The sequence below is a fragment of the Kineothrix sp. MB12-C1 genome, assembly GCF_030863805.1.
GTDB lineage: Bacteria > Bacillota > Clostridia > Lachnospirales > Lachnospiraceae > Kineothrix.
Genome location: NZ_CP132957.1, coordinates 1,360,446 through 1,382,628 on the forward strand (window position 1 = coordinate 1,360,446; position 22,183 = coordinate 1,382,628).

19 protein-coding genes are annotated in these 22,183 nt (G+C 40.5%); all 19 read right to left on the reverse strand.

Annotation, left to right across the window (positions count from 1 at the left end; all coding sequences use genetic code 11):
* Window positions 1-4 precede the first annotated feature (4 nt).
* Window positions 5-1,186: a CgeB family protein gene (locus tag RBB56_RS06370; protein ID WP_306721545.1), complete on the reverse strand. Its 1,182-nt coding sequence runs from the start codon at window positions 1,184-1,186 to the stop codon at window positions 5-7.
* A 1-nt stretch (window position 1,187) separates the two neighbouring features.
* Complete coding sequence (locus tag RBB56_RS06375) at window positions 1,188-2,363, reverse strand: CgeB family protein (protein ID WP_306721546.1); 1,176 nt, start codon at window positions 2,361-2,363, stop codon at window positions 1,188-1,190.
* Window positions 2,364-2,460: 97 nt separating this feature from the next.
* Window positions 2,461-3,300, reverse strand: a complete 840-nt coding sequence (locus RBB56_RS06380; protein ID WP_306721547.1) for a flagellin N-terminal helical domain-containing protein — start codon at window positions 3,298-3,300, stop codon at window positions 2,461-2,463.
* 194 nt (window positions 3,301-3,494) lie between these two features.
* Window positions 3,495-3,971 carry a flagellar protein FliT gene (locus RBB56_RS06385; protein ID WP_306721548.1) on the reverse strand — a complete coding sequence of 159 codons (477 nt, stop codon included), beginning with the start codon at window positions 3,969-3,971 and terminating at the stop codon, window positions 3,495-3,497.
* On the reverse strand, window positions 3,968-4,354 hold the full coding sequence (gene fliS / locus RBB56_RS06390; RefSeq protein ID WP_306721549.1) for a flagellar export chaperone FliS: 387 nt from the start codon (window positions 4,352-4,354) through the stop codon (window positions 3,968-3,970). The genes RBB56_RS06385 and fliS overlap by 4 nt, the downstream gene beginning before the upstream one ends.
* 3 nt (window positions 4,355-4,357) lie before the next feature.
* Window positions 4,358-6,424, reverse strand: coding sequence for a flagellar filament capping protein FliD (gene fliD / locus RBB56_RS06395; protein ID WP_306721550.1), 2,067 nt, complete (start codon window positions 6,422-6,424; stop codon window positions 4,358-4,360).
* Window positions 6,425-6,436: 12 nt separating this feature from the next.
* A complete protein-coding gene (locus RBB56_RS06400) occupies window positions 6,437-6,841 on the reverse strand; it encodes a flagellar protein FlaG (RefSeq protein ID WP_306721551.1) in 405 nt (134 codons plus the stop codon).
* 175 nt (window positions 6,842-7,016) lie between these two features.
* Window positions 7,017-7,235, reverse strand: coding sequence for a carbon storage regulator CsrA (gene csrA / locus RBB56_RS06405; RefSeq protein ID WP_306721552.1), 219 nt, complete (start codon window positions 7,233-7,235; stop codon window positions 7,017-7,019).
* The gene (fliW, locus tag RBB56_RS06410; protein ID WP_306721553.1) at window positions 7,236-7,691 is read right to left on the reverse strand and encodes a flagellar assembly protein FliW; all 456 of its coding nucleotides are present in this window, start codon (window positions 7,689-7,691) and stop codon (window positions 7,236-7,238) included. It lies immediately after the preceding gene.
* Between the two features lie 11 nt (window positions 7,692-7,702).
* Complete coding sequence (locus tag RBB56_RS06415) at window positions 7,703-9,301, reverse strand: flagellin N-terminal helical domain-containing protein (protein ID WP_306721554.1); 1,599 nt, start codon at window positions 9,299-9,301, stop codon at window positions 7,703-7,705.
* A gap of 106 nt (window positions 9,302-9,407) precedes the next feature.
* The gene (flgK, locus tag RBB56_RS06420) at window positions 9,408-11,255 is read right to left on the reverse strand and encodes a flagellar hook-associated protein FlgK (protein WP_306721555.1); all 1,848 of its coding nucleotides are present in this window, start codon (window positions 11,253-11,255) and stop codon (window positions 9,408-9,410) included.
* A 10-nt stretch (window positions 11,256-11,265) separates the two neighbouring features.
* Window positions 11,266-12,870, reverse strand: a complete 1,605-nt coding sequence (flgK, locus tag RBB56_RS06425; RefSeq protein ID WP_306721556.1) for a flagellar hook-associated protein FlgK — start codon at window positions 12,868-12,870, stop codon at window positions 11,266-11,268.
* A gap of 22 nt (window positions 12,871-12,892) precedes the next feature.
* Entirely contained in the window at window positions 12,893-13,411 is a 519-nt protein-coding gene (locus RBB56_RS06430; protein ID WP_306721557.1) for a flagellar protein FlgN, read from the reverse strand.
* Window positions 13,412-13,415: 4 nt separating this feature from the next.
* Complete coding sequence (flgM, locus tag RBB56_RS06435) at window positions 13,416-13,691, reverse strand: flagellar biosynthesis anti-sigma factor FlgM (RefSeq protein ID WP_306721558.1); 276 nt, start codon at window positions 13,689-13,691, stop codon at window positions 13,416-13,418.
* A 107-nt stretch (window positions 13,692-13,798) separates the two neighbouring features.
* On the reverse strand, window positions 13,799-14,377 hold the full coding sequence (locus RBB56_RS06440; RefSeq protein ID WP_306721559.1) for a dipicolinate synthase subunit B: 579 nt from the start codon (window positions 14,375-14,377) through the stop codon (window positions 13,799-13,801).
* A 76-nt stretch (window positions 14,378-14,453) separates the two neighbouring features.
* Entirely contained in the window at window positions 14,454-15,335 is an 882-nt protein-coding gene (locus RBB56_RS06445) for a dipicolinate synthase subunit DpsA (RefSeq protein ID WP_306721560.1), read from the reverse strand.
* Window positions 15,336-15,638: 303 nt separating this feature from the next.
* Entirely contained in the window at window positions 15,639-17,489 is a 1,851-nt protein-coding gene (gene asnB, locus RBB56_RS06450) for an asparagine synthase (glutamine-hydrolyzing) (protein ID WP_306721561.1), read from the reverse strand.
* A gap of 228 nt (window positions 17,490-17,717) precedes the next feature.
* Window positions 17,718-19,643: a methyl-accepting chemotaxis protein gene (locus tag RBB56_RS06455; protein ID WP_306721562.1), complete on the reverse strand. Its 1,926-nt coding sequence runs from the start codon at window positions 19,641-19,643 to the stop codon at window positions 17,718-17,720.
* Window positions 19,644-19,673: 30 nt separating this feature from the next.
* A complete protein-coding gene (locus RBB56_RS06460) occupies window positions 19,674-22,151 on the reverse strand; it encodes an ABC transporter substrate binding protein (protein ID WP_306721563.1) in 2,478 nt (825 codons plus the stop codon).
* Between the last annotated feature and the right edge of the window lie 32 nt (window positions 22,152-22,183).

Consider the following 22,183-nt stretch of genomic DNA (forward strand, 5'->3'; position numbering starts at 1 on the left):
CTCCTTACTGTCTTCTCTCGCCATATATTACATCCAATATCACATCTAAACGGTTTTTATAAGAATGATATTTTTTAATCTTCTCATAACCATTTCTAGCAATTTCTTCTCTCTCTTTTTCATGAACCAAATAATATTCTGCCTTCTCCATCAGCTCCTCATAACTACTATAGCAATCAAAATCTTCCCCTGGAATAAAATAATCCAAGAAATCTGCTTGAAAATTGGACAAAAGAAAACCACCACTGCCCATAATTTCAAATACTCTATAGGGCATGCCCGAAACAATGCTACGAAGCGATATATTCAAATTAATCTTAGAGCAACGGTATATATACACCGATTCCTTCAATATTCCGGCTGGCCCCCTATTCTCTACCTTAGTTAACTGGGGGGTTTTCTCATTCGTATATAGAACCACTTGATATTTCTCTGACAGCATCTTGAGTACCTCATATCTTTCCAATGAGGTTACCCTTCTGGCCAGAAAATAATGGGAAAATACCCAAGAAGGTCTTTCAAATCCATCCTCATTCATCGTCCATGGCTGAACCTTGGATATCTCCTCCATAATATCCGGAGTCATCATCTCCTCGAGGATTAATTCGCCATATATCTTCTTCTGAGCTTGAATCATACCTTCTAAATAACCCCTCGTATAATCATTCACATTCTGCAAGCGGCTATAAAGTTGATGCTTCTTCTCTGTATAAGTAGAACCAACAAAAGCAATGGATGCGGTATATATATCACGAATACCCTGATTAACATTATAATTATCATACGTTCCTGCATCCGTAGCCATAGGTAAATAGTACACAGTATTGACACCACACTTTATCAAATCGATATACGCTGCCTTATCAAAAATAAATACATAATTATAGGGAAAATAAATAGTATTGGAATACAAGGCTACCATTGGACTATCATATACCCACGCAATATATTTCACCTGACAAGCATTACACGCTAATGAGACTACAGGAAAATAGTTATATGAGAACACGAAATCAAACTTTTTTTCTGCTATATAATGAACCATTTCCCCTGCATATTCCTGGTTCAACCGCATATTCTCTGCACGATTCAACACAAACTGCTCTACCTCGTATCCTCTATTTATAAATTCCTTATAGATTCCATCTCTTCCAAAAGAATCCCAATCCATCCATAAAATTTTCATTCTACTTCAGTTCTCCTTTTACCCGATCCAGCATTTCTCGAATTCTACATTCATATGTATGATAGCCGGATACCTTTTCGTAACCATTCCTGGCAATTCGCTCACGCTCATTCTCATGTGTAAGGTAATATTCTATTTTCATAAGCAAATCCTCATTATCTGTATAATAAACATAGTCTACATCCGATTCGAAGAATTCCAAAAAGTCTTCTTGATAATTGGTAAGAAGAAAACCGCCACATCCCATAATATCCATAGCCCTTAACGGAATTCCTGTATAGATGCTTCTAAGTGTCATATTCAAATTAATTTTAGTGTTTTTAAAAACATATGGCATCTCACGTACGTAATCTATGGGGCCGCAATTATCCACATAAGGCAACGCAGGCGTCTTTCCAGGTGTATATAACTTCACCTTATGAATCTCAGAGATTATTTTCAATATTTCTTCTCTTTGTATTCCTGTCAATCTCCTTGCCAAAAAGTAATTGGCATATATCCACTCTTCTGACTCCCACTCATCTTCTCCTCTGGCAACCGGACAAACTCTACGAAGTTCCTCCACTATCGGCCCTTTCAATAGTTCCTCAAGAAAAAACATTCCATATATATTCTTCTGCGCCTGAATCAACGCCTCCAGGTATCCTTGCGTATAGGCATTAATACCTGTTAAATTTTTATAAAAGTTCTGAGTTTCCTCCGTATAAAGTGATCCTACAAAAGAAATTTCCGACTGAAAGTATTTTCCCACATTCTCATTTAAGCTATTATAATACTCTACCGGCGCTGCCATAGGCATATAGTAAGCATTATTGATACCATTTTTGTTCATTTCTCTACAAAGAGTCTTATCAAAGAGATATACCGTGGTGGTCGTATATCTGATATGATCAGAATACAATAATAAATAAGGTGTATCGTATACCCATGCTATATAATTAATTCCTACAGAATGGCATACTTTAGAAACCACTGGAAAAAAGTTCAGAGAAAAAACAAACGAGTATATCTCACCTCGTAATTTTTTCTCCAATTCATCTTCTAATATACGATTATCTCTCATATTCTGTTGACCGAATGGCCATGGATATATTTCTACCTGGCAGCCTGACCTTTGAAATGCAGCACCGATATATTCCTGTGCAAAGCTGTCCCATTCCAGCATTAGTATCCTCATTTTATCAAATGTGCCTTTCTAAACTAAGCTTTATTTCGAAAAAAGAGAGCTGATATAATCAGCTCTCTTATCAGTTATTATTGTACGATAGTTTATCTTACTGAATTAAGGATAATACACCCTGATTAACCTGATTAGCCTGTGCAAGCATAGCCTGACCTGCCTGTGCAAGAATCTGGTTGTTAGAGTAAGAAACCATTGCCTTAGCCATATCTGTATCACGTACACGAGATTCAGCTGCTGTAGTATTTTCAACAACGTTATCCAAGTTACTAATTGTGTGTTCTAAACGGTTCTGCATAGCACCAAGCTGGGAACGCTGAGATGAAACTTTCTCAAGACCATCTTTAATATTAGTAATCAAAGTTGTAATCGAAGAAAGCGCTGCTGAACTCCATGTAAGGCTGCCGTTAAGACCAGTGGTGATAGCAGATGCGCGCATATCATGAATCTGAATCTTCATTGTCTCATTTACTTCATTACCAACCTGAAGTACCATAGCTTTACTAGCTGTCCCGAAGCCACCAGATAAAAGCATCTGATCATTAAATCTCGTTGTTGTAGCAACTCTGTCAATTTCAGATGTTAACTGGTTGATTTCATCCGCAATATACTGCTTCTGTGTTGTTGTGTAAGTACCGTTAGCAGCTTTAACTGTAAGCTCATTCATTCTCTGAAGCATAGAAGTAACTTCACTTAAAGCACCTTCTGCTGTCTGAACCATAGAAATACCATCCTGAGCATTCGTAGAAGCCTGTGTAAGACCTCTAATCTGACGTCTCATTTTCTCAGAGATAGAAAGACCTGCTGCATCGTCTGCTGCGCGATTGATTCTGTAACCTGAGGATAATTTCTCTGTCTGTTTTGCCTGTGCACTTGTTGTAATACCTAAGTTTCTGTTAGCGTTCATCGCTGTAAGATTGTGTTGTACTACCATAATATATTCCTCCTTGAATATGTAGTGGCTTCCTTGCCACCAAATTTTTTTATAATATTTCCTATCGGATCGTACGCTTCCTTTAAGAAACATTAATTTTCTAAGTAATGATTTACTTGTACTATATATCGGCACGAATTTTGGATACTTTATACCTTTTTTGTAATTATTTATTTTATTTGCTTCAAAATTTATTATTTCTTTTTATCCATAAATTGAGGCGATATTGACTGAGAGTTATTCATACTCTTATAATAATTGAGCGCCGCTTTCGAAGATGTCCTATTTTTCTGGATATTTTTTCTTTCAATCGTAAAATAACTCTTGGCAAGTTTATTATTTCTCGTTTCTTGCGTCTGAATAGCTACACTTTTTTCCGTCACCTTGGTTATTAGTCCTTGTAGACGACTAATTTGGTTACTATATTTCTCTTTACCTACCGAAAGTTGCTCCTTCACATGATTATACAAAGCTTCGAAACCTTCGTCTAACCGCTCTAGTTCTTCTATCAATAATTGCTTTTCATCAATACTAGCATCAAAAGCCTCTGCTGACACCTCTTCTTTCTTCAGAAGATACTCCTGCTTTATACTCACGTCCTGTATACGAGATAGTATATCTATTTTTTTATATAGACTTTGCTCCAGAACTTGAAGATAATTTTCTATCATACAGCTCCTTTTTCCTTATTCAAGCGCATAACTTCCTTCCATGTATCCCTTACTGAACGAAGATGTTCGCATATCTCTTCCAAGATAGCCACATCCTTCTTTACATTCGCTGCTACTAACCGCCTATCCAGATAGGAATAGATATTATCGAAGTCCTGAGCTACCGGATATTTCATATCTAATGTTGTCCTAAGATATTCCACAATCTTCTCCGCCTTCACAATATTAGTATGTGCCTTACCCATATCTTTCTTCTCTATTGCTACTATAGCAATATTGCAGAACTTAATTGCCCCACTATATAACATAAGGGTCAATTCTGCCGGAGTAGCTGTCAGTACCTGATTATTATTATATTGCGTATATCCATTCGGTAAAGCCATACCCTACAAACCTCCTAGTAAACTCGATACAGCACTCTGATTAGACTGAAGCTTAGCTAACGCTGTCTCCATTGCTGAGAATTGTTTATAGTATCTATCCTCCATAGCATTGAGCTTCTGCTCCAATGTCTTAATTCTAGTAGTATAGCTGTCATAATCCTCTTTCATCTTTTTATCATCATAAATTGAACCAAAGCTTCTTAAATCTGTACCTGCTGTCATTTTATTCAGATTACTATATAGACTCTGTGATAGTTGTGAAAAGAAAGCAATTACAGTATCCGAATCGGACGCAATCGCCGCCTTTAATTTATTTTCTTTTGTACTCGTATTACTATCATTTTCATCACCATCGATATGATAAGCACTCTTTTCATTATTCGCCGAGCTGAAATATCCTAATGTTTCTATGCCAAAATCCGATAAATTCATTCTTTTTCCATTCACTTCCGTTCCGGCAAGCATAATACTTTTCAAACTAGAAGCAACAGTAGAAAGGTTAGAATCTCCCTTCAGGATAGCATCCTTAACCTTAGATTCCCATTTCTCTACTTCGGATTCTGACATCTCCTTCTTCTCTTCTTCCGTCAGCGGCTCATAGCCTTTCGCCCGATCCGCATTATAAAGCTTATCCATTTCATTTATTAAAGAATTATATTCCTTAATAAAATTGGTAATCATATTATAAATACCATCGGTATCCTGTCTCGTCGTAAGGGTCGCTTCATCTCCCTCCTGTCCGAGCACCGTTATTGTAAGGCCATTCACTTCGAATACATTGCTGGTCGATGTATATTCCACACCATTTAATGTGATAGTTGCGTCTTGTCCGTCAATTCGTTTCATATCAGCATTCGTCGATGCGTTCGCTAATACCTCGATTGCCGATTCAATCTTGTCATTAACCATATCCGTCACTTCATCAATTAACGTATCACTCGCACTGATTCCATCTTCATCAAGATAAGACTCCACTTCAGCGAGCGAAGCTTCCGTAGCAGCAAGACTTGCCTTCGCCTTTTCATAAGAAGTCACATACGCCATTTCTTTCCGGAGCTCCGCAAGCGCTTCATTCTTCTCCGCTAATGCCGTCGCTTCAGGAGTTCCCTCTTCCGGCGTTCCTAAATTCTCGATTTCCGACTTCAAATCATCGATATCCGCCTGAAGCTTCGACTTCGTATCCGCATCATCTAAATTTCCTGTATAACCGTCCCTGGTATAATCGGTCTTAAGTTCCTGCAATTTCGTTTCTTGCTTTTCTTTCGTTTCGTTCAGACTCTTTTGCTGCTTTATGTAGGAAACGAGACGTTTCGCCACTTCCGCATTGATAGTTGCCTCCTTATCCTCTTGAGTCATATCCGCATATTTCTTATATTCTTTCATGACAGCCGTATCTTCACCATCGTCGCGAATACCATTATCGAAAATACCTAGCGCACTGAGAGCCGTAATGCCTTTTTTATTGGAAGCCGTAATGGAGAAGTCACCGTTTGTCCCGCTTGTAGTCGCTCCGATGAATAATCTTTGATTCTTTTCATCGAAGTTAGCATCCACACCGGCACTTTTCAATGCACTGACCAAACTCCCCATGGTCATATTCTCGGTAACCGTAATATCCGTAGTCTTTCCTCCTACCGTAACGCTAAAGGAACTTCCTGCTTCAATTTTATCACCATCTGCATCTGTTATATCTACCAACTTACTACTCTTCGTATAACTACCACCATTCAACTTGGCTCCGGTCAAAAATCCAGCAGATGCCTTTCGGATAATCTTCAACTCCTGTGCTGCATTCATTGCATTATCACTACTTACCACACTCGCTACAGATGAATCAGAAACAGAGGTTATCTTCTTGCTATAATCTGTTGAAAAACGCATATTATTAAGAGTAGTATTAAACAACTTATATACCTTGCTATTCAAGTCCTTCCATGCATCCTGTTTCCACTGTAACTTTGTCTGCTGTTTCTTTACATTATCTACACTTATTCTTTTTGCCTTCATTAATTCCGAAATAATTGATTCTGTATCCAATCCGGAATTCATACCTGTAATTCTTATCGGCATGCTACTTTCCTCCTATCTTTTCTCATCCACTAGAATACCTGCTAATTCCCATACCTTAGCGATCATATCCAAGGTCTCTTCCGGTGGATATTCCTTAATCAATTCTTTTGTATCTTTATCCACAATTTTAATCATAACCCTATTAGTTCCTTCATGGATACCAAACACAGCTTCTGAATGGGGCATTTTTTTGTTAAGCTGTTCTACCGCCTTTTTAACTTTTTCGCTGTCTGACTGCCGCGCTTCTCTGCTATCAACGTCTGCATTCTGATTATCTGTCTTCACAGATGTACTAATATTGGCTGATGTTTCAGATGAGAAAACCTCCTTGTTCTCCGTGACCGACCTGGGCTCTGTCACACTCTGCGCCATCTGTGTCTGAATATTTCTAATATTCCCTACCGGTTCCATTGCCATTGTAACCACCTCCATGTGATAATATGTTAAATTAGATATTTCTCTACTACATGCTTATTTATTATATCGGATAAATTTGATAAAAACTTAGTCCCTTTTTCTAATATAAGCCTTGCAGCAAGTTCTCACCTGCCCAAGGCTCATTATTTGCTAAAAATTAGTCTTAACTTCTAAATTATCCCAATAACTTCTTCAACGCATCTACACCCTCGACATCCATAGATGCTTTGTTTTCATCCTGTATCTGAACGTACACCTCTTTACGGTATATAGGCACTTCCTTCGGTGCTGCAATTCCGATTTTCACTTGCTCGCCTTTGATTTCAAGTATTGTAATTTCAATGTTATTGTTAATAATCAAGGCTTCATTTTTCTTTCTCGATAAGGCTAACATCTATTCACCCGCTTTCTTTGCCTGAAGAATATCGTAAATAGGATATTTAACCTGATATTCATCTCCCTCTATGATTACCTGGCATGCTTTTTTGGCTCCTGCATTGATAACGATAGGGCCTCTTAGGTTCACAGACATCTTCGTAAGATCCCCGGGCACCGTAACAGTTACGAGTACAAGCAGTTCCTCGGGATTCAATTCACCTAACGGCTTAATCCATTCTTCCTCAACTTCCGGGTTATAATCCTCCTTTATCAGCAGTGGATCCATAACCGGCATTGCAAAGGCAGGTTCCTGTATGGACTGCAGCCAATGAATAGAACCGGCTCCCGTTTCTTCATCGTGAATCATCGTAAACTCTGTCAAATCAGGAAAGCCTACAATCCCTTTGGGGAATGTAATAATCTTCTCTTCATCTATCGTAATTTCACCAAATACCTTCGTCTGTATTATCATGGCTTCTCCTTTTAAATGTAATGCATCAATGAGTTCTGCAGAATCTTACTCGTCGCCATTAGGGCTGACTGATAAGAATAATTCATACTCGTAAGCTGTATCGTCACTTCTGTAATCTCCACATCCTCATTCGATGACTGTAATGTCTGGAATGTAGTCTTCTGAGTCATCAAACGGTTCGTGATTAAATCAAGACGGCTGCCCCTCGTACCATTATCCGTAATCGCCACATTCGTAGTGCTCAATGCTCCCTGAATCTTGGTGGTCAACCCTTCGAACATTTTCTGCATATTTTCACGAATATAGGTGTATGCTTTATCTGCCGCATCATAGGTAGCTTTTAAATTATCATACCCTGTCTGACCTTCTTCCATACCATCCAGCATTCTCTTCAAATTCGTCCTGCTCTTATCGATTTCCTTCAGCGCTTCCAACGCATTCACCATATCATCAATATTTCTATCTATATCGAGAGTAAAGACTTCATCTGCTGTTGTGTTGATACGAATCTTCTGGTTATATCCTACATCGTATTGGATTACTTGGGAAACACCTTCTCTGGTTATATAGTAATCATTGGGAGGTAGCGCCGTTTCATCTGCGTTTTTGTTATAATTATATTTTATTCCGTCTGCTGACTCACATGCAAAGTAATGTTGAGGACGCAAATCCCCTTCCTTCCACGAGTCTTTCGTATAACTAATTCTTATCTCGGCATTCGAATCTACGAAGTTGGGAGAAGTATCATCCGTAATGTCATCATATACCGCTTTCCCTATCAAAAGCTCTCCCGTCTCAGGAATCAACACTACTTTATCGGGATTATTAATAATATATTCATACGGATTCGGTGTTGCTGTCGATGACATAGCTGTCACCGATGTTCCTGCCGGAAATAAAGGAGCCTCTGTCGGAGGAGTCGTCGTCTGATTCGTCACTTTTGTTAAATTAGCTGCACTGAATGCCGCAGCATCGGCTGATAAATTGTCATAAGACAATCGAATACGATAGATATTACTGTTCTCTATTGTAGTATCGCTGATTGCCGAGGTTGCCGGGTCATAATTCTCCTTCGATATCCCCTTCAAAGCTCCTATATTCGTATAATTAATCGTATCGATAGCGGAAATATTAAGCTGTTCGGTAATCTTAAACTCTTCCTTTGTATCCTCCGTATAGGTCAGTGTAGTATCTGTACGGTATCCGGTAAATACATAGCGTCCGGCAAAGTCTACATTACCTGTTGCATAGAACTCATCTCTTAAAGATTTCAGCTGCGTAATGATGATTTCCAACGTATCTGCGCCCAGGTCCTTATTACTTCCCTTATTACTTTGCTCTATCATATTATAAATAACTTCTGTCGTTGTATTCAGAGCATCCGCGGTCACCTTAATCCAGCTTTCCGCATCGGGAGCATTTTTCTCATAATATTGCTTAATTTGGGATACATCGCTTCGAAGTCTTAACGCACGGATTGCAATAACAGGATCATCCGAAGGTCTCGTTATCTTCTTCTGTGTGGACATTTGCGTACTTAACTTATCTTGAAGCACTTTATTATTATTAATATTATGCAAAGAGTTATTCTGCATAATTTTATTCGTCATTCTCATCGTAACACCGTGCCTTTCTCCTGCTTATACATAGCTACCTGTCGAACTTTATAATTCCATACACACTTTCTCAGAAGAGAACTCATCATATGTGAAATTCCTATACTCCGGTTTCAAGTATCAGACGGTCGTAGATTTCCGTTAATACCTGTACCATCTTAGATGAAAGGGTGTAGGCGTTCTGGAACTTTATCATATTCGTCGCTTCCTCATCCTCGTCCACACCGGAAATGGATGCTCTTTGATTCTCAATCGTTACCGCAATCCCAAAATAGGTATCATAGAAGGTATTCGCATTGCTGGCATTAAGAGCCACATCGGACAGAAGATTCTGCAAGAACTCGCTGGCTGTTGCATTGCGGAAGTTGAACTTCGTCTTATCGCTCAGTGTGGCGATTAACTCCGTGATCTTGCCGCATTCTTCCACACCTACCTCTTTGCTGGATCTTGTTCCGAGTAAGTCGGCATTGGCGAGCAGTTTATTGTTGATTTGGAGATTGAAGGCAGTCATCTCATAATAGCCCTTATCACTGCTAAGAAAATCATCCTTGTCATACTGCGAATCATTCGCGCTGCTTCCTGTCATTGCTTTTGCTGCGGTAAAAAGTATTTCACCTTCTTCACCTGTTGCTCCGAATCCACTCGCAAATATTTCATTCACCTTAGCTGCAAAAGCACGGACGAATTCATTCATCTGAGATAAGTAGTAGGGAATTCCCTGATAGGAAATATTCTTACCTACTTCTGCTTCCTTTGCAATTTTAGAAGCATCGATAACGGAATCGCATTTTGCATCATCCATACGGAAAATATAAGTGGAATTCGCTTCATCGTATTCCCAAGATTTATAATAATAAATCGTATTTCCTATAACAATACTTCCTCCCGTATCGGAAAGATTATTTTTGTCCATATTCTTCAGGTGTTCCTGCGTCACTTTGATCCTAACTTCCGCATCCGCACCATCAGCCGTCCTTCCTACATTTGTTACAATTCCGGAAAACGCCTGACTATTATTGCCGTCACGCATCGCCACAAGGCCTTTTAGCGCTCCGCCCATAGCCGCATTATTTAAATTGAACTCATTGCCGTTATTCCAATAAATATCATACAGACCATCCGCGTCCGTCATATTGATTTTCTCATTTTTCGCTCTGGAACGGCATTCCAGCGTATTGAAATCATTGCCATTCACAAGCGGTTGTCCACCGGCGATAGATACGATAAATCTCGTTCCGCCAGTCTCTCTATTCGGATTGTTGGCATCCGTAACAGCCACTTCCTGAGTCTCAATATCTACGATTTCAGACAGCTCATCCAGCATCAAATCGCGTTTGTCACGCAACTCATTCGCTGCAGCACCTGTCATTTCAATTACATTTATCTGCTTGTTCAATGTAGCTATTTCTGTAGCAATCGCGTTAATTCGATCCACTCTTATCTTAATCTCGGAGTTAATATCTTTCTGTAATTCTTTCAGGTTACCCGCTGTATTGTTGAAATATTCCGCCATGCTCTGTGCTGCTGCAATAAATTGTGCCTTGCTGTCCGTGGCGCTTGCTGCGGTAGACACTCCCTGTAATGTTGCCCAGAAAGCATCATAGATCGTTCCGAAACCCGAGATTCCATCATCATCCAGATACTGTTGAATCGTACCTGTATAATACTTCTTAACATCGTACTCACCAAGCGTCGTATTATTATTGCGAAACCGCATATCATAGTAGCTATCGCGGATACGCTCGATTGCCACCGTATCAACTCCGGCACCGGCACAGCCATATGTGGCAAATACGCGAAGAGCATCTGTAGCCTCCTGTGATACCGTTTGTCTGCTATATCCATCTGTATGTACGTTGGAAATATTATTTCCCGCCGTATTCAGTGCTGCATTCGCTGCCCGAAGTCCTGATGATGCGATTGTCAATCCGAAAAATTGTGATGGCATCTACCTCACCTTACCTTCCTAATGTATTTAAAATATGTTCCATCATTTCGTTGATTACGTTAATATACCTGCTGGATGCATTATAAGCATTCTGGAACTTAATCATGAATTCCATTTCTTCATCCGAGGACACGCCTACAATCTGCTCTCTTGCGGAGAAAGCTTCATTTACCGTATTGACCTGCGCCGCCGCAATTGCTTTATTGGCTTCTCCAGTATTACTTATCTGGGAAATCAAGCTGGAATAATATTTCATCAAGTTCGTAGTTGTCTTAAGGTTAGGATTTAATGTATGCGTTTCTTCCGAAAAAGCCTTGATCAACTTACCTGTTGTTTCCTTGTCCTCTTTACCATCCGCAAGCCGGAAAGAAAGCTTGGCCGGGTCGGCTACAAGAGCTTCATTTATAACAATATTTCCAATCGTAAATCCTACTGCTCCATCCGGCGAAATAACCTCAAACAGCTTATACGGATTACCATTCTCATCTTTCATATAATCACTGTCCGGTTCGCTCAGCGCTGCTTCCTTCAATACATCATTGATTATCGTCGTAATCTTATTCACTAGCTGATCGAATTCCGCCTGTATATTCATAAGTAAAGACTGTGATATATTAGTATTGTAGTGATCTGCATCCTGTACATCGTGGTAAGTCGCACGTTTCTCGCCTCTGGCAAGCAATATCGCTCTCATGGAACCTATATCCGTATTGAGATCGGAGGAAATAATCTGTGTTGGGTCATACAATCTCGCTGCTTCCAAATCCAATGTCATCTCACCATAAGCATTGGGTTTGTAGGTCGCAAGCTGTGACCAATAAGGAGTATAGAATCCTGTGGACTTATCTTCGTATAATTCCAACTTGTTAACACTGTCCGATCTTACGAAATCCACGCCTTCGAACTTCACGGTCACAATGCCATACATATCTTCTTCATAGCTCATATTTCCCATCTTGGAAAGCTCGTCGAGAATTTGATTCCTTCTATCCCGTAAATCGTTGGCTTTTTCTATATTGCCCGATTCAATTTTCAATATTTGCTTGTTAATATCAACTAATTGCTGGCCATAATTGTTAATCGTATTGATATTATTCTTCACTTGTATATTCAGGTTATCCTGCTGATCGCATAATCCCTGATAAATAAGACCTGCTCTTTGCAGAAATTCCGCACTGCGGGTCACAAATAAGTTCTGATTCGTAAGCTTCAAAGGATCCTTGTCCAGTTCTTCGATCGCTGTCCAAAGGTTCTCTAAAGCTTCTGAGAATTCCACGCCTTGGAATTCACCGAACAAGTCCTCCATCTCCTCGATGACTTGTGTATTCGTCTCATAGAACGCACTGCGCCCTGATTCCTTGCGATATATTTTATCCAGAAATTGATCTCTGACTTGTTTTGTTTGGGAATAGAGTACGCCTAGACCTGTCTGTTGGTATGAAATAGCAGAAGCATTGACCGAGAGAATATTATAACTTCTCGTGCCGAGCTGGATTTGTTGTCTCGTATATCCTACGGTATCGACATTAGACATATTGTGCGCTGTTGTGTTGAGCGCATTTTGACTTGTTTGTAAGCCGGATGTACCGACATATAAGCTTCCAAATAATGACATATGATATTACCTCGCCTTGGGATTATTGTTTTGCATCGAAATCGCTTCTGTCCACCCCAATTACACTTCCAGAGCTGTATGCACCCTTATTGTAATTGGCTGTTGCAGGAGCTGCCTTCACTGCCTGGAGCATATTTATTTCAAACTCGACCATCTCAAGCGCGCTGGATAAAAGCTCTCTGTTCTGGGAATTCACCCTACGTACCTGACCGACTACTTCCGTCAGTCTGTCATATACTACCGCCAGCTTCTGCTGCTCTACCGGTCTTGGCTCAAGCATCTGAATAATGTTAGCAAGCTTCAAATCTTCAACATCCCTGTTTACTACGTTGGCAATATCACGAACCGCTTCTTGCCTGCTGCGGTCCAAATGATTGATTATACTTACAACGATTTGTTCTTCATCCGTGATTTTTGATAGCTCTTTCAAATCACCGGCAATAATTACCGGTGTCTTTTGTGTGGAAAGTCCCAGCAAGTTCTCATACTCATCGCATAATTTCCCTAATACATCTATTAGGTTCTCCATCAAACTTGCCACGGGACTACCTCATTTCTTCGTATTTCTGTAATAGCTTATCAGCAAATTTCTCCGTGCTCACCTCGTAAGTACCCGTCTGAATACTCTTTTTGAGAGGAGCGGTTATTTCTTCTCTGACATCCGCACTGTTTGCTATCGCCTGCTTCGCAAGCTGGTACTCTCTTCCCATACTGGAAATCTGAAGCTGATCCGACGCACTTTGGCTGACCGCTTTCTGGCTTTTGTCAATTTTTGTTTTTTTATAGATCTGCTGAACCTGTGAATAAGCTTCTATACGCATCTTTCACTCCTCCTTTCTGAAACTTTGCATAAAACTCTTACTGATATCTTATTATAAATATCGGTTTTTTTTCGAATAACTTTATAGGAAAAGTTTTTATTTTTGTTTTATTGTATTAGCGGCTGGCACTGTATGCCTTCCAACGCGTACTCCATAGCAGGGATGAGCCATTCGGTCTTCGCTATCATAGATTTTGTTTTTTGCATGGCGTTATCTTGGCCAAAAGGTACAAAATAAATTTCTTTCGCATTCATCAATACACCGATATTGGTAAGATTCAATCCGAGTGCATCATTGGTAGATACCGAAATAACGAGAGGCTTATTATTCCTCATATGCGCTTTTGCAGCCATTAATACCGGTGTATCGGTAATACCTGCGCTTAACTTCGCAAGCGTATTCCCGGTGCAAGGGGCAATAACGAGAATATCCAACATATTTCCGGGACCTATCGGCTCCGCATCCTCAATGGTAAGAATCAGTTCATTCCCTGTGATTGCCTTTACTTTCTCCTTAAAATCAGCCGCTCTACCGAAGCGGGTATCCATAGAGCTGGCATGGAAGGAGAGAATCGGTACAATATTCACATCCTCACTTTTTAACTTTTCCAGCTCCTTTAGTATATTATCGAACGTACAAAAAGAACCCGTAATAGCGAATCCTATATTTTTTCCCTTAAGCTTCATCTTTTACACCTTTCCCTTTCCCCATCTTTCTATTCATACACGTAACCATTCAGTCCCCTCACAGTTACCCATACTTTTACAAACGCTTCTCCTTCTCACATATAGGCAGCATTGCCCGGAGCAAAATATCAGCACTCGTCTTCGGAGAATACCTCCCCGGAATTCCAAGGGAGAGTACCGCTTTTATCCCGAGCCGTTCACACGTTTCAAAGTCAGTTCCGCCAGGTGCGGATGCGATATCCACAATGACTGCATCTTTTTCAAGTCTGTCTAGCAACTCCCCCTTTAGCACCATCGCCGGTATCGTATTAAAGATAAATGTCATACTTCCTATCCGCTCCGTTAACTGCTCTAAAAGCACTCCATGAAACCCCTGGCTTTCTGCTTCTGCCCTCGCCTCTTCCCTTCGCACAGCAACGGTGGTAGGTATCTGCCAGCCCTTCAGCAGATTAGCAATTGCTTTCCCGCACTTTCCGTATCCGAGGATCAGGCAATTGCCTGTATGAAGGTTGTTAACACTAAGGGTAATCGCTTCTGCCAAAGCCCCTTCCGCCGTAGCAAGTGAATTCTCTTCCTCCACCTGCTCCATCTTCATAAAATCATGGCAAATTACCCTCTTCTCTTTTATCTTATTTATCAGAGTCTCAGGTATCTTCCCTGCAAACAGTTGCTGCCCTTTTTGCATATATTCACCGAACACATCTATCGTAACCATCTTTCCTCTTTCACTCCACACATGCACACCATCTCTGGAAAAAGGAATGGGCCCCACGATAATATCTGCTTTCGCAAATGCTTCTTCCAAAAAAGCTATCTCGGAATCGGAAATCTCCTTGCCATGGTCACAACTATGAAGCGGATAGGTAATTACCTCGGTAAAATATTCCGTCAGCCCCTCGGCCAAAAAGGTAAGCCTTCTATCTCCCCCAAAAACCAGAACTGTACCATTTGCTTCCATATTTCTCCTCCTTCTATCTTACCAGCTCTATTTAGATAATTGCGAAACTCATCAACTGTTACAATTTCATACACAATTCGCTACATTAAAGACAGAAAGAATTGTGTGAAAGATTTTTCAGGCGATTCTATGCTACGTAGCTGAGACATAGAAAGCCTTGAAGCCTCTGCTGAAAAGGCTGACTGTTTTGGCTCAGTGCAGTGTATAGCATAACCAGAGCATGGAAAACTTTCATACAATCTTTCTTTGCAAACTGCACTTATTGTGTGTGAAATTTTCACAACTTAATCGTTTCGCAATTACCTATATCAGCTCTATTTGATATTTCTTAATCCAATAGTTCACTTGATATAGATAAGCCAGCATCTGCGGACCCGCCATTAACTGGCCATACCAAGGTTTCCCATAATCCGAAGGAGCTGACAAGAACTTCTCCAATTTGTTTTTATCGATGAATTCGAGTACCGGAGAAGAGCTATCCTCTGTTATCTCCTGCATCTTAAGAATAAGAAGCTGTTCGTACTCCCTATCATAGGTTTTCGGATATGGTGATTTACGCCTATATAATATTTCCTCCGGCAAATATTCTTTTGCACTCTCTCGCAATAATCCTTTTACCACACCGTCAGGGCACTTCATATCCCAGGGAACATTCCATACATATTCCAGAATCCTATGGTCTGCAAACGGCACCCTCGCCTCAAGTCCGGTATACATACTAGCCCGGTCCATTCGGTCCAGAAGAGTCTGCATGAACCATTTTTGATTCAGATATGCAATTTCCCGTCGTCTCGCCTCCTCTTTCGTATCCTCTGCAAGCCTGGGTGTTTCCGCTATGGATTTCTCATAAGCCGCAAGTACATATTCATCCATATCCAAATATTCAATAAATTCATCTCTAAGCAGAATCTTCCTCGCCTCCAGATTCATGGTCCACGGGAATGTATGCGCCCGGAAACATTCTTCCTTATGGAACCACGGGTAACCTCCGAAGATTTCATCCGCACATTCGCCCGTTAAGGCGACCTTATTATATTGACTCACCTTGGCGCAGAAATAATGCAAAGAAGAATCCACATCCGCCATAGCCGGCAGATCTCTGGCATCCACCGATTGTTTCAGCAACTCTACCTGGTCCGGCGTTGTGCATTCCAGATACCTGTGATCGGACGCCAAATATGCGGCCATTTTCTCCGCATAAGGTCTGTCTTGAGATGGTTGAAATGCAGAAGCCTTGAAATATTCATCATTCCTTACAAAGTCAAAAGAAAAGGTATTCAGACGCTCCCCTTTCTCCTGAAGCTTTTTCGCGCACACTGCCGATACCAGACTACTATCCAACCCTCCGGATAAAAAGGTACAAATAGGAACGTCGGACACCATCTGGCGTTCGATGGCATCGACCACTAACTCCTTCGTCTTCTCCACCGTCTTTTCATAACTATCTTCATGAGGTAAGCTAACGAGAGACCAATAAGACCGTTCCTTCACCTCTCCTTTTCCAAAGCATAAGTAATGGCCTGGCAATACTTCATCAATTCCCATGAATACACCACTGCCGTATGTTTTTGCCGGTCCAATAGAGAATACTTCATTTAGCCCCTTTTTATCCAACACGGGCTTTACTCCGGGATAAGAAAGTATTCCTTTTATCTCCGAAGAGAAAATTATCCGACTTCCTTCTTTCTTATAAAAGAGCGGCTTCACTCCGCTTCTATCTCGATATAAGTACAGTTGTTCCCTTACCGGTTCCCATATGGCAAAAGCAAAAATGCCGTTTAACCGGCTTACGAACTCAGAACCGTATTCCAGATATGCCATAAGAACTATCTCCGCATCGCTCTTCGTGCGAAAGGTTCTTCCTCTTGCACTAAGCTCATCCTGCAGTTCTTTCATATTATAAAGCTCTCCATTATAAACAATCGTCCATGTATGCCCTTCCGCCGCATAGCTTATGGGCTGCTTTCCCGTTTCCAAGTCGATAATAGAAAGTCTCACGTGACCCATACCGATATGGTTGTCGAGAAAAATACCCTCTTCATCCGGTCCGCGATGCTTTTGTACCGCATTCATCTTCATTAGAATCTCCGTGTAATATACCGGATACTCCTTGTAGTTTATTTCCGAATCAAAAAAACCTCCAATACCACACATGCTAATTTCTCCCAATTAGAAAACGACACCATTCTTCCTTATTATATGTTCAAATCCAGAGACGGTCACAATCCATCTCTTTGAAACCTCAGCACAAACCTAACGTCTGCAATGTAATCAATGTAAATACGTAACTGTGAGGTAACCTGACTATTACGTAAATACAATGCGGGGAAGAAATCTGTTGGATTCCTTCCCCGCTTCTCACTCTTCTTATTCCATTTTTCTCTATTTCGTCTGGAACGTATTGATCAAACTGTCCAATTCCTCTGACATTTCGCTCAATTTAGCTATATTTCCCGTAATTTCATTCACTGTCATGGACTGCTCTTCCGCGGCCGAAGAAATATTCTCCATAGCAGATACATTTTCTTCCGCTGTCTCCGTCACACTTTTCAACATTCCTAGAATATGATCCTTCTTCTTGTTCGTCTCCTGATTATGTCCGACGATTCCGTGGATATCGGAAAGAAGATTCTTTAATTCTCCAGCCATTTCATTGAAAACATCTTCTGTAGAAGCCACTGACTTATTAATATTCGCCACACCGTCCCGGTTCTTGCCAACGAAGTGCACTGCATCTTCTGATTGTCTCAGCATCTCCTCCACTTTCTCCCTGATGCCTTCCGTTGCTCTTGCAGTTTCGGTCGCCAAACTGCGGACCTCACCGGCAACTACCGCAAAGCCTCTTCCTGCCTCTCCGGCTCTCGCTGCCTCAATATTGGCATTCAAGGCCAGTAGATTCGTCTGTTCTGCAACACCGGCGATAATATCTACGATTTCCTTTATCTTCTCGGAATGTCCGTTAATTGCATTGATAATCTCTTCCATCTTCCTGGAATTATCGTCATTTTCATCGCTTGCCCTTTTCAGCTCCTTCACAGAATCAAGCCCTTGTTCTTTTAAGTTCATAGTCTTTTCTGCAGCCTGTGCTATCTTACTTCCGGCTTCAGCCGTCCGTTCGATATCTCCACCCAGCAAGCCAACTTCTTCCACACTCTTTACCGTATTCTGCGTCTGTTCCTCACCGAACTGCGCCATATGGGTAATGGAAGCCGTTACTTCTTCGGTCATACAAGAAACGTTATCCGCAGCCTCCTTCAACTCCCCTGAAAACTGGCTTAGTTGATTGCTGGAAGAAATCATCGACTTAATGATGAGATTCAGTTTATCCGTCAGGAGATTCACAGAATCCGCCAATACCTTCGTCTCATCCTTTGCCTTAATATTGATTTTTCCAACGGTCAAATCCCCTCTGGACACCTTTTCCAGAATCCCTGAAATCATATTAATCGGCCTTGTCAGCCTTCTCGTCATCAAAATACCTAATCCTAAAGATACTGCCAGAATAACAGCTAACGCTATCAGATTGTAGTTCAAAATAATCTGAGATCCCCGGAAAAGGTCATCATTGTAAATCACTGCCGCAACCGACCAATCCCAATGCGGAAAATATTGTGTATACACCGTCTTCTTACCGGATATGCTGCTGACCTCTTCTCCTAATTCATAAGTTAAAATACCGCCGCCGCTCTTAGCAGTCTGTATCATTTCCTGAATGACCTGTCTACCATCTAATGTCTCTACGTCCAGAATATTACCATCTAAAAAAGGATGGAATATAACATCACCATCGGAATTAACAATGAAAAAGTATCCTCCTTCTCCCAGATTCAACATATGATCTTTTAAATGTGAGTTAGCCGTAGCCGCCGACACTGCGTCCACATTTTCTCCCGATGCCGAATCTTCTGTCGTTGCCCCGGATACCGCATCCGCACCTTCTGCCGTTGCACCTGATTGTGCAGCCTCATTCTCCTGTGAAGATGCATTTTCTGTCGTTGCACTAGAAACTGCATCTGCGGAATCTCCTTGCAACTCCCCGTGCAGCTGTCTTATAGCTCTCAAAGAAGCGGCCTGTGCCTCTTCCTGCGTCATCCATCCATTTCCCTCCAATGTACTTTGATAATTCTTATTGATTTCAAACAGGCTGGATTCAATTACATTCTTTAAGATAATCTCATTGGAGCGAGTAATTTCCGCTTTCGCTATTATATAATTAACGGCAGACACGCTCGTCAATGCAATCAGAATAATAGCAATGATAAAAATACTGATCTTTTTATTTATGGTATCTAATTTAAAATATCTCATGGTCTTTTCTCTCTTCGTCTCTCTCAACTCTTATCCTTTAATAGGATTCTTTAAAAGCGCTACCTCTCCCCCTGTTATTGGCTTACTAAAATAATAGCCCTGTATACAATCACATCCAAAAGCTGTCACTTTGTCGCTTTGATGTTTTTCTTCAATTCCCTCGACCGTCACTTTAAGACCAAGGCAATGCGCCATCCGTATGATATTTTCAATGAACTCACCGCCTCTATCATCAAGGAAAATATCAACGAGCGATTTATCTAACTTTATCTTCTCCACCGGTATGTAGGTCAGATAATTGATGGACGAATAACCGGTACCGAAATCATCCAGTGCCAATCCAACACCGATCGCCGAGAAATCCTCAAATAGCTGCATAGCATTTTCATTGTTATTGATAAAAATACTTTCTGTGATCTCAAGTTCAATTAAATGAGGAGAAATTTCATTTTTCTCCAAAAGACCCTTTAAATAATTGACATATCCTTTATCCCGTATTTGCTTACTCGAAAAGTTAATCGCCACCGGATATAACTCTAAGCCATTACTGCGCCATTCCACCATTTGCTCGATTACTTTCTTTGTTACTATACGTCCTATGTTTAAAATAAGCTCTGTCTCCTCCGCTATGGAGATAAACTCCATTGGAGAAATAAGGTGATTCTTCAGCCGTATCAAGGCCTCATAGCCATTAGTCCTACCTGTTCCCGCATCGACCTGAGGCTGATACAGAATATAGAATCCATCATTGATACAAGCCTCGTTTAATATATTTTTTATGTCTTTTCTTTTTACTGCCTCATCCTTCATGTTGACATTATAATATACCCATTCATTTTTCCCGGATTTCTTAGCAGTACACAGCGCAAAATCCATATTGGAGACAATTTCACTGGCTTCCGTCTCATCCCCTTTAACTTCCGCAATTCCCATACTCATTTTTATATAATGTTTCTTATCCTCGAAAACAACAGGTAATTCAAGCACCTGCTTAATCCGATGCATGTACTGTTCGTTCTGCTCGTATTCAGCTCCATTCATAATGAGCAAAAATTCATCGCCGCCGAACCTGGAAACATAGAAGAGCTTATCATCTGTAATTTCCAACAATCTTCCGGCAATCTCACGCAGCACTTCATCACCGCAAATATGTCCGTAGGAATCATTGATTTCTTTGAAATCATCAATATCCATAATAATAACAGTACATTCTTTTTTTTCATGAATCAGAAGCTCTATTTTCTCCATTGCCGCGCGCCTATTAGGCAGATTAGTCAAATAATCGTGTTCTGCCTGATATAAAATATATTCATTAGAACGCTGCAGATCCTTCATCAAGAGACGTCGTTTCAAACTATCAATAACAATAACTAAAGATACGCACAAGCAAAAGAGGGAAAATACAAATACAGGAATCAATACGACTTTGTACTTTTCAAATATAGTAGGTTCCTTATTAACAATGACCGTATCATCCGGTACAAGTGAAAGATCAATGTCATACTTTCTAAGAATATTATAATCGAAATAATACTGGCTTTCTCCTGTCAGATATACCGGCATATCTGCAATATCTACTCCCTTTAAAAGATCGAGCACCATAGCAGCCGCCATATATCCTGACTTATCATATGATACCATCCTGCCGCCGATTAAACCATCTCCGACCCCCGAAACCGAAACCCGGTATACCGGGACTTTCGCACGTTCTGTAATATAGCGTACACTTTCAAATATCGTATAATAATTATTATCTATATCTTCGAATTGATCCATAAAAATAAGAATGGTATCATCTTCTATCCGGCCGAGTATTTGCCCGAATTCATCCAGCGTATATTCCGATGCATTAATTCCCACGAATTCATATTCAGGATAACTGGATTTTATATTATTAAACTGCTTCCAATCCCCCTTCCCAGTCAATGTATTATCATAAATTGCAGCGACCTTGGTTGCCTTAGGCTGAAACTTAATGGCAATGTCTATCGTGTCCTTCAAATAGAGCTCTTCTACTGCACCGGTAATGTAAGGATTCTCTCCTGCCGTTATCGCCAGTTCTTTATCATTAATACAGAAAAAAACCATAGAAATCCCTGCGAAAAGCTCCTCCTGATGAGCCATCGCGAACTTCAGCGCAGCATCATCCCCTAATAGGATGGCATCATACGCCTTACTATTTTTAATCTTATATTGAAGACTCTGATAGAATAAATCTTCGTTTTCTTTCCTATCAAACCTCTTCATATCCATATATTCAATATCGAGTTGAATATTATTGCCTTTAAAGGCCTGACGAATCCCTTCCTTCTGTAAATCTACAGTATCGAAACTTTCGCTATAGGAGCTTATAAAAAGTACACGCTTTGCCGGAAAATAATCTTTCTCAACAAATACACTCCTTTCCCTGTAAAAAAACAGATAAAAAACCAATACCGATAAGATTAACACAAGTAAGCTAACCCCTATCGCTACTCTTCGTGCCGTTATCTTTTCTTCTTTTGTCATATTACTAAATCCCCTCTATAATGTATTACAAA

Coding starts and splice junctions, on each gene's coding strand:
- RBB56_RS06370 (WP_306721545.1), bottom strand. CDS start 1,186: ATGAAAATTTTATGGATGGATTGGGATTCTTTTGGAAGAGATGGAATC.
- RBB56_RS06375 (WP_306721546.1), bottom strand. CDS start 2,363: ATGAGGATACTAATGCTGGAATGGGACAGCTTTGCACAGGAATATATC.
- RBB56_RS06380 (WP_306721547.1), bottom strand. CDS start 3,300: ATGGTAGTACAACACAATCTTACAGCGATGAACGCTAACAGAAACTTA.
- RBB56_RS06385 (WP_306721548.1), bottom strand. CDS start 3,971: ATGATAGAAAATTATCTTCAAGTTCTGGAGCAAAGTCTATATAAAAAA.
- fliS (WP_306721549.1), bottom strand. CDS start 4,354: ATGGCTTTACCGAATGGATATACGCAATATAATAATAATCAGGTACTG.
- fliD (WP_306721550.1), bottom strand. CDS start 6,424: ATGCCGATAAGAATTACAGGTATGAATTCCGGATTGGATACAGAATCA.
- RBB56_RS06400 (WP_306721551.1), bottom strand. CDS start 6,841: ATGGCAATGGAACCGGTAGGGAATATTAGAAATATTCAGACACAGATG.
- csrA (WP_306721552.1), bottom strand. CDS start 7,235: ATGTTAGCCTTATCGAGAAAGAAAAATGAAGCCTTGATTATTAACAAT.
- fliW (WP_306721553.1), bottom strand. CDS start 7,691: ATGATAATACAGACGAAGGTATTTGGTGAAATTACGATAGATGAAGAG.
- RBB56_RS06415 (WP_306721554.1), bottom strand. CDS start 9,301: ATGACGAATAAAATTATGCAGAATAACTCTTTGCATAATATTAATAAT.
- flgK (WP_306721555.1), bottom strand. CDS start 11,255: ATGCCATCACAATTTTTCGGATTGACAATCGCATCATCAGGACTTCGG.
- flgK (WP_306721556.1), bottom strand. CDS start 12,870: ATGTCATTATTTGGAAGCTTATATGTCGGTACATCCGGCTTACAAACA.
- flgM (WP_306721558.1), bottom strand. CDS start 13,691: ATGCGTATAGAAGCTTATTCACAGGTTCAGCAGATCTATAAAAAAACA.
- RBB56_RS06440 (WP_306721559.1), bottom strand. CDS start 14,377: ATGAAGCTTAAGGGAAAAAATATAGGATTCGCTATTACGGGTTCTTTT.
- RBB56_RS06445 (WP_306721560.1), bottom strand. CDS start 15,335: ATGGAAGCAAATGGTACAGTTCTGGTTTTTGGGGGAGATAGAAGGCTT.
- asnB (WP_306721561.1), bottom strand. CDS start 17,489: ATGTGTGGTATTGGAGGTTTTTTTGATTCGGAAATAAACTACAAGGAG.
- RBB56_RS06455 (WP_306721562.1), bottom strand. CDS start 19,643: ATGAGATATTTTAAATTAGATACCATAAATAAAAAGATCAGTATTTTT.
- RBB56_RS06460 (WP_306721563.1), bottom strand. CDS start 22,151: ATGACAAAAGAAGAAAAGATAACGGCACGAAGAGTAGCGATAGGGGTT.